Source organism: Actinomadura sp. NTSP31, from assembly GCF_041951385.1.
In the GTDB taxonomy this organism is placed as follows: domain Bacteria; phylum Actinomycetota; class Actinomycetes; order Streptosporangiales; family Streptosporangiaceae; genus Spirillospora; species Spirillospora napierensis.
The window spans coordinates 326,035-338,942 of sequence record NZ_JBGNUT010000007.1; the positions used below are offsets into that span (position 1 = coordinate 326,035).

General features: G+C 72.0%; 13 protein-coding genes. 12 read left to right on the forward strand and 1 reads right to left on the reverse strand.

Annotated features, from left to right (window positions below):
- The first annotated feature begins 69 nt into the window (after positions 1–69).
- Both ACA514_RS15215 and ACA514_RS15220 read left to right on the forward strand, forming a co-directional pair.
- Complete coding sequence (locus ACA514_RS15215; RefSeq protein WP_375041750.1) at positions 70–1,608, forward strand: alkaline phosphatase D family protein; 1,539 nt, start codon at positions 70–72, stop codon at positions 1,606–1,608.
- A gap of 195 nt (positions 1,609–1,803) precedes the next feature.
- Positions 1,804–2,166: a hypothetical protein gene (locus tag ACA514_RS15220; RefSeq protein ID WP_375041751.1), complete on the forward strand. Its 363-nt coding sequence runs from the start codon at positions 1,804–1,806 to the stop codon at positions 2,164–2,166.
- Between the two features lie 9 nt (positions 2,167–2,175).
- Here ACA514_RS15220 and ACA514_RS15225 read toward each other — a convergent pair whose 3' ends face one another.
- Positions 2,176–2,901, reverse strand: a complete 726-nt coding sequence (locus ACA514_RS15225; protein ID WP_375041752.1) for a TetR/AcrR family transcriptional regulator — start codon at positions 2,899–2,901, stop codon at positions 2,176–2,178.
- 113 nt (positions 2,902–3,014) lie between these two features.
- Here ACA514_RS15225 and ACA514_RS15230 point away from each other — a divergent pair, with 113 nt between their 5' ends.
- The 10 genes from ACA514_RS15230 to ACA514_RS15275 all read left to right on the forward strand — a co-directional run bounded on the left by ACA514_RS15230 (position 3,015) and on the right by ACA514_RS15275 (position 12,879).
- Positions 3,015–4,520, forward strand: coding sequence for an MFS transporter (locus ACA514_RS15230; protein ID WP_375041753.1), 1,506 nt, complete (start codon positions 3,015–3,017; stop codon positions 4,518–4,520).
- Positions 4,521–4,787: 267 nt separating this feature from the next.
- Positions 4,788–5,627 carry an oxaloacetate decarboxylase gene (locus ACA514_RS15235; protein ID WP_375041754.1) on the forward strand — a complete coding sequence of 280 codons (840 nt, stop codon included), beginning with the start codon at positions 4,788–4,790 and terminating at the stop codon, positions 5,625–5,627.
- A gap of 81 nt (positions 5,628–5,708) precedes the next feature.
- The gene (locus ACA514_RS15240; protein ID WP_375041755.1) at positions 5,709–6,065 is read left to right on the forward strand and encodes a hypothetical protein; all 357 of its coding nucleotides are present in this window, start codon (positions 5,709–5,711) and stop codon (positions 6,063–6,065) included.
- 193 nt (positions 6,066–6,258) lie between these two features.
- Positions 6,259–6,426 carry a hypothetical protein gene (locus ACA514_RS15245; protein ID WP_375041756.1) on the forward strand — a complete coding sequence of 56 codons (168 nt, stop codon included), beginning with the start codon at positions 6,259–6,261 and terminating at the stop codon, positions 6,424–6,426.
- A complete protein-coding gene (locus ACA514_RS15250; protein WP_375041757.1) occupies positions 6,423–7,130 on the forward strand; it encodes a peptidoglycan-binding protein in 708 nt (235 codons plus the stop codon). Before ACA514_RS15245 ends, ACA514_RS15250 begins: the two co-directional genes overlap by 4 nt.
- A 221-nt stretch (positions 7,131–7,351) precedes the next feature.
- Positions 7,352–7,846, forward strand: a complete 495-nt coding sequence (locus ACA514_RS15255; protein WP_344271870.1) for a (2Fe-2S)-binding protein — start codon at positions 7,352–7,354, stop codon at positions 7,844–7,846.
- Positions 7,843–10,260 (forward strand): xanthine dehydrogenase family protein molybdopterin-binding subunit, encoded by a 2,418-nt coding sequence (locus ACA514_RS15260; RefSeq protein ID WP_375041758.1) that lies wholly within the window; start codon positions 7,843–7,845, stop codon positions 10,258–10,260. Before ACA514_RS15255 ends, ACA514_RS15260 begins: the two co-directional genes overlap by 4 nt.
- Positions 10,257–11,114: an FAD binding domain-containing protein gene (locus ACA514_RS15265; RefSeq protein ID WP_375041759.1), complete on the forward strand. Its 858-nt coding sequence runs from the start codon at positions 10,257–10,259 to the stop codon at positions 11,112–11,114. Before ACA514_RS15260 ends, ACA514_RS15265 begins: the two co-directional genes overlap by 4 nt.
- Positions 11,115–11,268: 154 nt before the next feature.
- Complete coding sequence (locus ACA514_RS15270; RefSeq protein WP_375041760.1) at positions 11,269–12,075, forward strand: SRPBCC family protein; 807 nt, start codon at positions 11,269–11,271, stop codon at positions 12,073–12,075.
- Between the two features lie 102 nt (positions 12,076–12,177).
- Positions 12,178–12,879 carry a class I SAM-dependent methyltransferase gene (locus ACA514_RS15275; RefSeq protein ID WP_375041761.1) on the forward strand — a complete coding sequence of 234 codons (702 nt, stop codon included), beginning with the start codon at positions 12,178–12,180 and terminating at the stop codon, positions 12,877–12,879.
- The last annotated feature ends 29 nt before the right edge of the window (positions 12,880–12,908 follow it).

Below are 12,908 nucleotides of genomic sequence, written 5' to 3' on the forward strand. Positions count from 1 at the left end.
CCGTGCACCGGCGGTCTGTCCCGGTCCGCCACCATCCGTCCCGGTAACGGATCAAGGAACGGAGCCTGCATGGACCGGCGCACCGTGCTGCGAGGTGGTCTCGTGACGACCGCCGGAGCGGCCTTCGCCCTGCTGAACGACGGACCGGCGCGCGCCGCCGGGCTGCTGCGGACCGGCCGGCCGCGGCTCACCCACGGCGTGCAGAGCGGCGACGTCAGCGCGCACGAGGCCGTCGTGTGGGCGCGGGCCGACCGTCCCGCGCGGATGTTCGTCGACCTCAGCGACCGCCCCGACTTCCGGAACGCCAGGACCGTCCGCGGCCCCGTCCTGACCCCGGACACCGACCTCACCGGCAAGGCGTTCCTGCGCGGCCTGCCGGCGGGCCGCGAGCTGCACTACCGGGTCCGGCTGGACGACCTGGACCGGCACCCGGCGTCCGAGCCGGTCGCCGGCCGCCTCCGCACCGCGCCGCGCACCCGCCGCGACATCCGGTTCGTTTGGTCCGGCGACCTCGCCGGCCAGGGCTGGGGCATCAACCCCGACCTCGGCGGCTACCGCATCTTCAAGGCGATGGCCGCGGTCGACCCCGACTTCTTCCTGTGCAGCGGCGACCTCGTCTACTCCGACGGCCCGCTGACCGAGACGGTGGCGCTGCCGGACGGCCGCACCTGGCGCAACCTCACCACTCCGGAGAAGTCCGCCGTCGCCCAGACGCTCGCCGAATACCGCGGCCAGTTCCGCTACAACCTCCAGGACGCCAATCTCCGCGCGTTCAACGCCCAGGTCCCGATGCTCTACCAGTGGGACGACCACGAAACGCTCAACAACTGGTATCCGGGCGAGATTCTGGACCTCCCGCAGTACACCGAGAAGCGGGTGGATGTCCTTTCCGCACGCGCGCGCCGCGCCGCGTTCGAATACACGCCCATCTCCATTCAGGCCGCCAAGGGCGGACGCATCTACCGCAAGATCTCCTACGGCCCGCTGCTCGATGTGTTCATGCTCGACATGCGGACGTACAAGTCCCCGAACGACGCCGGCGACTCCCCGACGCAGCGCGACGGGCTCCTCGGCGCCGAGCAGGCCGCGTGGCTCAAACGCGAGCTCCGCGGTTCGAAGGCCACCTGGAAGGTCATCGCGAACGACCTGCCGATCGGCCTCGTCGTCCCCGACGGCACCGCGCAGGAAGCGGCGGCCCAGGGCGACAACGGCGCGCCGCTCGGCCGCGAACGGGAAATCGCGGAGATCCTTTCCGACATCAAGAGGCACCGCGTCCGCAACACCGTCTGGCTGACCGCCGACGTCCATTACACGGCCGCCCACTACTACGACCCGTCCAAGGCCGCCTATCAGGACTTCGACCCGTTCTGGGAATTCGTGTCCGGCCCGCTCAACGCCGGCGCATTCGGCCCGAACTCCCTCGACGGCACGTTCGGCCCGACGGCGAAGTTCGTGCAGGCCCCGCCGCACGCGAACACCTCGCCCGCCGAGGGCTACCAGTTCTTCGGCGAAGTCGACATCGACGCGCATTCGGGCACCCTGACCGTCCGGCTCCGGGATCTGGACGGCAGGGTGCTGCACACCGAAAGCCTCACCCCCGGCCGCTGAGACCCGCCCTCCGACCCGAACACGCCCCCGTCGCCCCGCCCCCGCCGGCGGGGCGACGGCGCCCGGGTGTCAGCGGGTGAGCAGGACGTAGGCGACCACGGTCAGCAGCGCGGTCACGAACAGGTACTTGACGAACACACTGCGTGCATACCCCGCAGAACGGGGCACAGTCCCCGACCTGGGATCATCGGTGCCGTGAAACCGGTGCGCATCCTCGTCCCGCCCGCGGTGGCGCTCGCCCTGTGCCTCCTGGTGCCCGGCTGCTCCGGCGGCGGCGACCACCGGAAGGCCGACTGCTCCAAGATCACCGCCGCGCTGCGGTCCCGGGCCGGGTCGGACGACGTCCAGGGCATCATCGGCGCGCTCCGCGGGGTCCGCCCGAAGCTGAAGGACGACCACCTGGCCAAGGAGGTCGACATCGTCCTGGACGTCGGCGCGAAGCTGGAGAAGAACGGCGGCGACGAGGCCGGGAAGAACTTCCTCTCCGAGTCCGAGACGGTCCGGTTCACCCAGGCCACCGACGACATCACCAAGACCTGCGGCACGCCGTCGCCGTGACGGTGCGGGTCAGGACTTCCTGTCGATCCAGGCCTGCAGGCCGTCGAGGAGGCGTTCGAGGCCGAACTCGAAGCCCTCGTCCGGGTCGATGTCGATCGTCTTGTTCTGGCGCCACCAGCCGGCGTAGTTCGGGTAGTCGTCCGCCACGCGCTCCACGAAGGGGCGGAGCTGCTCCATGAGGTCGGCCGCCGACTTGCCGGCGGCGCGGGTGGCGCGGTCCAGGGCGGCGTCGGACGTGGCGTAGCCGATGGCGTGCGACGTCAGCAGGGAGCTGGCCCAGGCGACCTCCGCGCCGGACAGGCCCGCGGCGGTCAGCAGGGCGATGGTGCGGTCGCTGACCCGCATCGCGTTCGGGCCGATGGCGGGATGGGTGCCGAACAGCGCGATCACCCAGGAGTGGCGGAGCAGCACGGTCCGGAAGGCGCGAGCGAGCCCGGCCGCCGCCTCCCGCCAGCCGACCGCCTCGACGTCGGGGACCTCGACCTCGCCGAGGATCTCGTCGACGGCCAGCTCCAGCAGCTCGTCCTTGTTCGCGACGTAGAAGTACATCGAGGTGGCGCCCGCGCTGATGCTGGCGGCCAGGCGCCGCATGCTGAAGCCGTCCGGGCCCTCGGCGTCCAGCAGCCGGACCGCCGCGCCGACGATCTCCTCCCGGCTGAGCTGCGGACGGCCCCGCCGCGGGCGGCCCGGGCGCAGCCAGACCGACGTGGCGACGGGATCGTGTTCAGGGGCCATGCGCGTCCTTCTGACCTGGGGGTGCTCCGCCGCTCCAGATTATCGGTTGACGAACGGCGTACCACGGTTAGTACAGTGTGCGAAAATTCGATCGTTGTACGAACGGGGATGCCATGTCCGCCCGAGACCCGCGCCGCTGGTTGATCCTCGGCGTGCTGTGCCTCAGCCTGCTCGTGGTCGTCATCGACAACACGGTGCTCAACGTCGCGATCCCGTCGCTGGTCAAGGACCTGCACGCGACCAACGCCGACATCCAGTGGATCCTGGACGCCTACATGCTGGTCTTCGCCGGGCTGCTGCTCACCGCGGGCGCCCTCTCCGACCGGTTCGGGCGCCGCCGGGGCCTGGTCGCCGGGCTCGTCCTGTTCGGCGGCGCGTCGGTGTTCGCCGCCATGGCGGACTCCTCCGGCGAGCTCATCGCCGCGCGGGCGCTGATGGGCGTCGGCGGCGCGTTCCTCATGCCGGGCACGCTCTCGATCCTCACCACCGTCTTCGACGACGAGGAGCGCAAGAAGGCCCTCGCCATCTGGAGCTCGGTGCTGATGGCGGGCGCCGTCGCGGGCCCGCTCGTCGGCGGCCTGCTGCTGCGCGACTTCTGGTGGGGGTCGGTGTTCCTGCTGAACGTCCCGATCGCGGTCGTCGGGATCGTCGCCGCGCTGCTGATCATCCCGGAGTCGCGCGGCCCGGCCGTCCGGCCGGACGTGGTGGGCGCCGTGCTGTCCACGGTCGGGATGACCGCCCTGGTGTGGGGCGTGATCGAGACGGCGCGGGACGGCTGGTCGTCCGGCCGGACGATCGGCGGGTTCGTGGTCGCGGTCGTCATGATCGCCGCGTTCGCCCTGTGGGAGCGGCGCTGCCCGGAGCCGATGCTGCCGACGGCCCTGTTCCGCGACCGCAACTTCAGCGGCGCCAGCCTGTCGGTGGTGCTGATGTCGTTCTCGGCGGGCGGCCTGCTGCTCGCCCTCACCCAGTACCTGCAGTTCGTGCTGGAGTACAGCCCGCTGAAGGCCGGCGCCGCGTTCATCCCGCTGATGGTCACCGCGATGGCGTTCAACGGGATCGGCGTGGTCGTCGACAAGAAGCTCGGCGCCCGGGTCGCGGTGGCGGCGGGCCTGCTGCTGCTCGCCGCCGGCTTCGGCGTGCTGGCGACGCTGTCGCCCGGCGACGGCTACCCCAAGCTCGTGATCGCCCTGGTCATCATGGGGATGGGCAGCGGGACGATGGGCCCCGCGGCGTACGGGACGCTGCTAGCCGCGCTGCCACCGGAGCGCGCCGGCGTCGGCTCGGCGGTCAACGACACCGTCCAGCAGCTCGGGCAGGCGCTCAGCGTCGCGATCCTCGGCAGCGTCCTGTCGACGGCGTTCTCCGGCCGCATGCCGGACGGCGTCACCGGCGCGGCGCGCAAGTCCATCGGCGACGCGCTGGCGGTCGCGGCGGCCAGGGGCGACGCCGGCCTCGCCGCGGCGGCGCGCGACGCGTTCACCGATTCCATGGCCACGATCGCGGTCGTCGGCGTGGTCGCCGGCGTCGCCGCGTCCGTGCTGGCGTTCCTGGTGCTGCGGCCGACCCCGGCGACGCAGCCGGACGCGTCGGCCGCACCGGTCGACGTGGCGCCCTAGCCGGCGCAAAAGAAAGGCCAAGAACAAATCGCCATATCGCGTTTCATAACCGGCGAAGGGCAGTCGATTTTAGGCGACCGCTACATTCACTTTGCCCCTCCTATACGTTCTGGATGAGTAACTATTCGCAACGCGGAATAGTGACTCGTCCGCGTTGTTCGAGGCGTGACAGTCCCCCGGTCCGGTGCCCCACGGGCGCCGGACCTGCCACACCCCAGAACAGAGGAGTGATACGTGAATTACGGAGACGAGCTACGACGAGAGATCATGTCGGAGGGAGTCACTCCGCTCATCGGAGTGTTCGACATGTTCTCCGCCTCCGTCGCCGCCAAGCACTACAACGGCCTCTTCGTGTCCGGCTTCGGGTTCGCGGCGTCCCATTACGGGCTGCCCGACATCGGCTTCATCGCCTGGCCGGACATGGTCGCGTTCGTGCAGCGGCTGCGGCTCGCCTTCCCCGGCCGGCACCTGCTGGTCGACATCGACGACGGGTACGTCGACCCGGAGGTCGCCTGCCACGTCGTCGAGCAGCTGGAGATGTTCGGCGCGTCCGGGATCATCCTGGAGGACCAGCGGCGGCCGCGCCGCTGCGGGCACGTCGACGGCAAGCAGATCCTTCCGCTGCCGGAGTACCTCGAGAAGCTCGAGATGGTGCTGGAGACGCGCCGCGACCTGGTCGTCGTCGCCCGCACCGACGCCACCGACGAGGAGGAGATCCTGCGGCGCGCGCGGGCCCTCGCCGAGACCGACGCCGACGTCGTCCTGGTCGACGGCGTCCGGAGCGTCGACTGGATCCACCGGGTGCGGCAGGTGATCGGCGGCAAGCCGCTGCTGTTCAACCAGATCGCCGGCGGCAAGTCGCCGCGCATCTCGCTGCCCGAGCTCACCGAGCTCGGCGTGGACGTGGCGATCTACAGCACCCCGTGCCTGTTCGCGGCGCAGAGCGCCATGGACGCGGCGCTGCTCGAACTGAAGGGCGCCGACGGCCGGCTGCCCGAGATGACGCCGGACAGCGTCGGCGTCAAGGAGTCGATCGAACTGCTGGAACGCAACATGAGCCGGCACCACCGGAGCAACGAACAGGAGATGGCGGGCACCCCCGCCTGACCCCGCCCGACATCCGCCCATCGCGGTGATTCCCCACCCGGGAGTCGCCGCGATGTTTCGTCACTACAGAAAAAGGCCACCATGCGCATGCTCGCCAGATTCCTCGCCCTCACCGCACTCGCCTGCGGCGCCTCGGCCGCGACGGCCGGGGTCACCTGGGCGTCCACGTCCGCCCCGCCGCCCGCCGCGCCGGCGGCCCCGGCCGCGCCCGGGGACAGCCTCGTCAGCGCCTTCAACAACACCGGCGACGACGCGGGCAACGACAGCTGGCTGGAGATCGACCGGTCGCTCAACCTCGCCAAGGGCGACGGCAGTCCGGGCAGCGACATCATCAACGAGGTCAGCGGCGCGTCCAGCGGCATGTCGCCCGGCTCGTCGAACGGGTCGCTGTCGGGCACGTCCACGACCGTGTCGCCGCCCGAGGCCGACGACGAGTGACTCCCCGGGACGGCGCCCGCACGCGCGTGGGCGCCGTCCGCTTACCGGGTGGCGAGAGTGGCACGGCCGTCGGGGCAGGTCAGCCGCGGTCGATGTGAATGTGGGGGAAATCCGGAAAAGTATGGGGGATCCGATTACGGTCGGTTGGTGATCGCCCACGGAACGGGGCGGTCGCCGCCGTCGAGGAGTGACAGTGACCCCCGAAGCACGAACGGACGCCACCGAGGCGTCGCATATGGACGAGGTCGACGTGAACCCCGGTGTCGACCGCGCGACGGAGCCGGACGAGGAGCAGGTCCTGCGGGAGCTGTACGGAGAGCCGGACAAGGACGGGATCTTCCGCGGGGAGGGTTCCGCATGACCGCGGCGAGCATGCTGGCGGAGGCCCGCAAGTCCCTCGGGATGTCGGGCCGCCCGAACACCATCACCAAGGAGTACGCGGCCAGGCACGGGGACGAGTTCCTCAACGCGTCCTGGTGCGACATGGCCATCACCTACTGGGCGCGGCACAGCGGCAACGCGGGCGCCGTCCTGCCCGCCGGCGACCGCGCGTACACGCCGTGGCACGCCGAGGACTTCCAGAAGGCCGGACGCTGGCACGCCGGGACGACCGCGCAGGTCGACGCGGCGCGGCCCGGCGACATCGTCTTCTTCGACTGGGGCGCGTCCAACGCCATCTCCGCGATCGACCACGTCGGCGTGGTCGAGAAGGCGCTGGGCGGCGGACGGGTCCAGACGATCGAGGGCAACACCTCCGACGCCTGCAAGCGCAAGGTGCGCGGCGCGGACGTGATCGCGGGCTACGGGCGGCCCGACTACAGCGGCGACGACTGGATGGAGGCCATGGTGAACAGGCTGCCGCAGCTGGGCAAGGGCGACACGGGCGAGCACGTCGAGAGCGTGCAGGGGCTGCTGCTGGCGCGCAGCCACTCCGAGGTCGCCGTCAACGGGAAGTTCGACGACACGACGGAGGCGGCGGTGAAGGCCGTCCAGAAGTGGGGCGGCGTCACGGCCGACGGGGTCGTCGGGCCCGACACCTGGCCGGTGCTGCTGCGGGTGCACTAGCGGCGGCACCGGGCCCAGCCTGGGACAAATAGGCCACGTCGGGGTCTAGTACGCGATTCAACTGCGGCATACCTTCGTAAGGTCGCATGTCGCGGAGCGCTCCGGGAGGCATGTCGCGGAGCGCTCAGAGAGGCGGGCCCCGATGACGTGGCCGGTTCAGCGTGCTCCGCCCAGGGACGTCCTCTCTCCGGTCCACCCCGAGACGTCCCTGGGAGAAACGCATGCCACGTATCCGTGTCGAGGTCGATGGTGCGACGTACGAGGACGACGTCGAACCGCGGCTTCTTCTCGTCCACTATCTGCGCGACCGGCTGGGCAAGGTCGGCACCCCGGTGGGGTGCGACACCAGCAACTGCGGAGCCTGCACCGTCCTGATGGACGGGCTGAGCGTGAAGAGCTGCTCCGTGCTCGCCGTCCAGGCCGACGGCCGCGACGTCACGACCGTCGAGGGGCTGGGGGCCGGCGGCGCCGGGCACCCGATGCAGCGGGCGTTCCACGAGGAGCACGCGCTGCAGTGCGGCTACTGCACCCCCGGCATGATCATGGCGTCGATCGACCTGCTGCGGGAGAACGCCGACCCGTCGGAGGAGGAGATCCGGGACGGGCTGGAGGGCAACCTGTGCCGGTGCACCGGCTACCAGAACATCGTGAAGGCGGTGCGGCGCGCGGCGGCGGAGATGCGCACGCCCGCGCAGGAGCCGGAGGTGGCGTCATGACCGCGACGGCGGAGGGTCCCGCGCGGGAGATGGGCTCGCCCCGGAAGCGGTCGGAGGACGCCCGGCTGATCACCGGGCGGACGAAGTGGACCGACAACATGGCTCCGGCGGGGACGCTGTACGTCGCCTTCGTACGCAGCCCTCACGCGCACGCGCGCATCACGGGGGTCAACGTCGAGCAGGCGAAGAGCCGTCCGGGCGTCGTGGGGGCGTTCAGCGGCGCCGACTTCGCGGCCGAGCAGGGGTCGCTGCCGTGCGCGTGGGTCGTCACCGAGGACATGAAGCATCCGGACCATCCGCCGATGGCGGTGGACGAGGTCCGCTACGTGGGCGAGCCGGTGGCATGCGTGGTGGCGCGCGACCGGTACGCGGCGGTCGACGCGCTGGAGGAGATCGACGTCGACTACGCGCCGCTGCCCGCCGTGGTGGACATGGAGGCGGCGGTCGCGGACGGCGCCGACCTGGTCCACGAGGGGCTCGGGACGAACACGTCCTACACGTGGGTGTTCGAGAACGGCGATGTGGACGCCGCGCTGCGGGACGCGCCGGTCGTGCTGGAGCGCAGGTACGTCCAGCAGCGGCTGATCCCGACGGCGATGGAGCCGCGGTCGGTGCTGTGCGTCCCGGAGGGCGACGAGTTCACCCTGTACTCGGCGACGCAGATCCCGCACATCCTGCGGCTGATGCTGGCGACGGTCACCGAGATCCCCGAGCACAGGATCCGGGTCGTCGCGCCCGATGTGGGCGGCGGGTTCGGTTCCAAGCTCCAGGTGTACGGCGAGGAGGTGCTCGCGCTCCTGCTCGCGCGGAAGCTGGGCCGTCCGGTGAAGTGGACGGAGTCGCGCAGCGAAGGGAACATGACCGTCCACCACGGGCGCGACCAGATCCAGCGGCTGACGCTGGCGGCGGAGCGGGACGGGCGGATCCGCGGCCTGAAGGTGGAGCTGCTCGCCGACATGGGCGCCTACCTGATGCTGGTGACGCCGGGCATCCCGCTGCTGGGCGCGTTCATGTTCAACGGCATCTACAAGATGGACGCCTACTCCTTCACCTGTTCGGGCGTGTTCACGACCAAAACACCCACGGACGCCTATCGCGGTGCGGGACGTCCGGAGGCGACGTTCGCGATCGAGCGGCTGATGGACGAGCTGGCCGACGAGCTGGGCATGGACCCGATCGAGGTGCGGCGCCGCAACTGGATCGCGCATGAGGAGTTCCCGTACGACACGATCGCGGGCCTCACCTACGACAGCGGGAACTACGAGGCGGCGACGGACAAGGCGCTGGAGCTGTTCGAGTACGACAAGCTCCGCGCGGAGCAGGCGGACCGCCGCGAAAACCATGACCCGGTACAGCTCGGCATCGGAGTGTCGACGTTCACGGAAATGTGCGGGCTCGCACCGTCGCGGGTGCTGGGATCGCTGTCGTACGGCGCGGGCGGCTGGGAGCATGCGGCGGTGCGGGTGCTTCCGTCCGGGAAGGTCGAGGTCGTCACGGGTTCGTCCGCGCACGGGCAGGGCCACGAGACGGCGTGGGCGCAGATCACCGCGGACCGGCTGGGCGTCCCGTTCGAGGACGTGAAGGTGCTGCACGGCGACACGGCCGTGTCCCACAAGGGCATGGACACCTACGGGTCGCGGTCGCTCGCGGTCGGCGGGATGGCGCTGTACTCGGCGTGCGACAAGGTCGTCGACAAGGCCCGGAAGGTCGCGGCGCACCTGCTGGAGGCGTCCGAGCAGGACCTGGAGTTCGAGGGCGGCCGGTTCAGCGTCCGGGGCGTCCAGCAGGAGGGCCGGACGCTGCAGGAGGTCGCGCTGGCCGCGTTCGCGGCGCACGACCTGCCGGACGGTGTCGAGCCGTCGCTGGACTCCGACGCGACCTACGACCCGGGCAACTTCTCCTTCCCGCACGGCACGCACCTGTGCGCGGCCGAGGTCGACACCGAGACCGGGATGGTGCGGATCCGCAAATACGTGGCGGTGGACGATGTCGGCAAGGTCGTGAACCCGCTGATCGTCGAGGGGCAGGTGCACGGCGGGCTCGCGCAGGGCATCGCGCAGGCGCTGTACGAGGAGGCCGTGTACGACGAGGAGGGCAACCTCACCACGACCACGATGGCCGACTACCTGATCCCGTCGGCGGCGGACCTGCCGCCGTTCACCACCGACCGCACCGAGACGCCCGCGACGTCCAACCCGATGGGCGTGAAGGGCGTCGGCGAGGCCGGCACGATCGCCTCGACCCCGGCGGTCGTCAACGCGGTCGTGGACGCGCTGCGCCCGTACGGCGTGCACGACGTCCCGATGCCGTGCACGCCGGAGCGCGTGTGGCGCGCTCTGCGCTCGGAGTCCAAGCCGGACACCGCCGAACCCGGGGCGGGCGGCGGTCTCGGATCGGCCGGAGGTGCCCAGTGATCCCCGCGACGTTCGACTACGTGCGTCCCGCGTCGGTGGACGACGCCGCGCGGGCGCTGGCCGGCGCCGGCGAGGACGCGAAGGTCCTCGCCGGCGGGCAGAGCCTGATGCCGCTGCTGCGGATGCGGCTCGCCTACCCCGACGCGCTCATCGACCTCGACCGGCTGGCCGGGCTGCGCGAGATCCGCGACGACGGCGACGCCGTGGTGATCGGCGCGATGGCGACGCACCACCAGGTGATCGGCGACCCGCTGGTGCGCGAGCACCTGCCGCTGATCGCGCGGGCGACCGGGACGGTCGCGGACCCGGCCGTCCGGCATCGCGGCACGTTCTGCGGGTCGCTGGCGCACGCGGACCCGGCGGGCGACCTGCCGGCCGTCGCGCTGGCGCTGGACGCGGTGCTGCTGGCCCGGTCGGTGCGCGGCGAGCGGGAGATCCCGGCGGCGGAGTTCTTCGTCGACTGGATGACCTCGGCGCTGGAGCCGGACGAGCTGCTCGTGGGGGTCCGGGTGCCGAAGCTCGGCGCGGGCTGGGGTGTGCACTACGAGAAGTTCCACCGGACGGCGCAGGCGTGGGCGATCGTCGGGGTCGCGTGCGCGGTGCGCCGGTCGGGCGACACGGTCGAGGAGGCCCGGGTCGCGCTCACCAACATGGGGCCGACGCCCGTCCGCGCGGGCGCCGTGGAGGAGGCCGTCCGGGGGCGGGCGGCGTCGCAGGAGGCGTTCAGATCCGCCGCCGGGCATGCCGCCGAGGGCACCGAGCCGCCCACCGACCTGCACGGATCGGCCGAATACCGGACGCACCTGGCGTCCGTCCTGACCGCGCGGGCGCTGGCCGCCGCGGCGGGCGGCTGAGGCGCGGCCGCGCGGCCGGGTCCCCGCGCCCCGGGGCCCGGCCGCGCGGCCCGCACCGTTCCCGCCCGTCCCGTGCGGGCACCCCCGCACTGGCGGCGGCCGGGTGATCGCCGTAAGGTCGCGGGAAGAACACCGGACGATAAGGACCATGATCATGGAGCTCGACCACGAATTCACCGTCCCCGTGCCGGTGGATCGGGCCTGGTCGGTGCTGCTCGACGTGGAGCGCGTCGCGTCGTGCATGCCGGGCGCGATCCTCGACTCGGCCGAGGGCGACGAGTACGCGGGCCGGATGAAGGTGAAGGTCGGCGCGATGACCATCACCTACCGGGGCACCGCGCGCATCGTCTCGGCCGACGAGTCGTCCCGCACCGTGACGCTGGAGGCCTCCGGCAAGGAGGCGCGCGGCTCGGGCACGGCCTCGGCGACCGTCCAGGCGAGGCTGCACGCCCAGGACGACGGCACCACGCGGGTGGCCGTGCACACCAAGCTGAACGTGACGGGGCGGCCCGCGCAGTTCGGCCGCAACATCCTGTCCGAGGTCGGCTCGAAGATCATCGGGCGGTTCGCGAAGGCGCTGTCGGCGGAGCTGGAGGCACCGGAGGCCGAGGCCGCCGCCCCGGCGCCCGCCGAGCCCGTGCAGGAGGCCATGCCGGACCCGGCGGAGGCGGCGAAGCCGGAGCCGGAGGCCGAGACCGGCGTCGCGGACGCCGCGCGGGGCAGGCACGCCGCGCCGGAGCCGGCGAGGGCGGAGGTGCCGCGGCCGGTGCCGGCCGCACCGCCGCGCCCTCCGGCGTCGCCGTCCGAGCGTCCGCCGCTGCGGCTGGCGCGCGAGGACGACGCGATCGATCTGCTGGAGGTCGCGGGTCCGTCGCTGGCCAAGCGCGCCGTCCCGGCGGCCGGCGGGCTCGTGGTGCTGCTGCTGGTGATCCGCTGGCTGGTGCGGCGCCGCAGGCGCTGAGGCGCCGCGCACGCCCGGGCCCGATTCAAGGGCGGGTCAACGATCGGCATGCGATCGGCGACGACAGTGGAACGCACCGCCCCGATGGCATGACCTTGTGCTGTGGACACGATCGAGCTGCAGCGGATCACGCGGATCGAGAACGAGAACTGGTGGTACCGGGAACGGCGCGCGATCCTGTCCGGTGAACTGCTGCGGTTCAGCACCCCCGGCACGGCCGTCGACATCGGCGCGGGAGCCGGCACGGACGCGCGGATGCTGGCCGAGCACGGCTGGCGGGCGACCGCGATCGACCTGAACCCCGGCGCCGTCGAACTGGCCCGCGCGCACGGCGTCGAGGCCTACGAGGGCGACGCCCGCTACCTCCCGCTTCCGGGCGACGAGTACGACCTGGCGCTGGCGATGGACGTGCTGGCGCACATCGAGGACCACGGGCGCGCCGCCGCCGAGATCGCCCGGGTGCTCCGCCCGGGCGGGACGGCGCTGCTGTCCGTCCCGTGCGACATGGGGCTGTGGTCGGCGCACGACGTCGCGCTCGGGCGCGTCCGCCGCTACACCCGCGACACCCTCGCCGAGCTGCTCGAAGGCGCCGGGCTGCTGCTGGAACGGCTGTGGAGCCGGGGCGTGCTGCTGCGTCCGTTCGTCCGCCGGTTCCGGCACCGGACGACCCGCCGCGAGGACCTCGCGCCCCTGCATCCGATGGCGAACGAGGCGCTGCGCCTCTCGATGGCCCTGGAGCGGCGGCTGCCGCTGTGGACGCTGCCCGGCACCTGGCTCTTCGCCCGCGTCCGCCGCCCCGGCTGACCGCCCCGGCTGACCGCCCCGGCTGACCC

Coding starts and splice junctions, on each gene's coding strand:
- ACA514_RS15215 (WP_375041750.1), top strand. CDS start 70: ATGGACCGGCGCACCGTGCTGCGAGGTGGTCTCGTGACGACCGCCGGA.
- ACA514_RS15225 (WP_375041752.1), bottom strand. CDS start 2,901: ATGGCCCCTGAACACGATCCCGTCGCCACGTCGGTCTGGCTGCGCCCG.
- ACA514_RS15230 (WP_375041753.1), top strand. CDS start 3,015: ATGTCCGCCCGAGACCCGCGCCGCTGGTTGATCCTCGGCGTGCTGTGC.
- ACA514_RS15235 (WP_375041754.1), top strand. CDS start 4,788: ATGTCGGAGGGAGTCACTCCGCTCATCGGAGTGTTCGACATGTTCTCC.
- ACA514_RS15240 (WP_375041755.1), top strand. CDS start 5,709: ATGCGCATGCTCGCCAGATTCCTCGCCCTCACCGCACTCGCCTGCGGC.
- ACA514_RS15250 (WP_375041757.1), top strand. CDS start 6,423: ATGACCGCGGCGAGCATGCTGGCGGAGGCCCGCAAGTCCCTCGGGATG.
- ACA514_RS15255 (WP_344271870.1), top strand. CDS start 7,352: ATGCCACGTATCCGTGTCGAGGTCGATGGTGCGACGTACGAGGACGAC.
- ACA514_RS15260 (WP_375041758.1), top strand. CDS start 7,843: ATGACCGCGACGGCGGAGGGTCCCGCGCGGGAGATGGGCTCGCCCCGG.
- ACA514_RS15270 (WP_375041760.1), top strand. CDS start 11,269: ATGGAGCTCGACCACGAATTCACCGTCCCCGTGCCGGTGGATCGGGCC.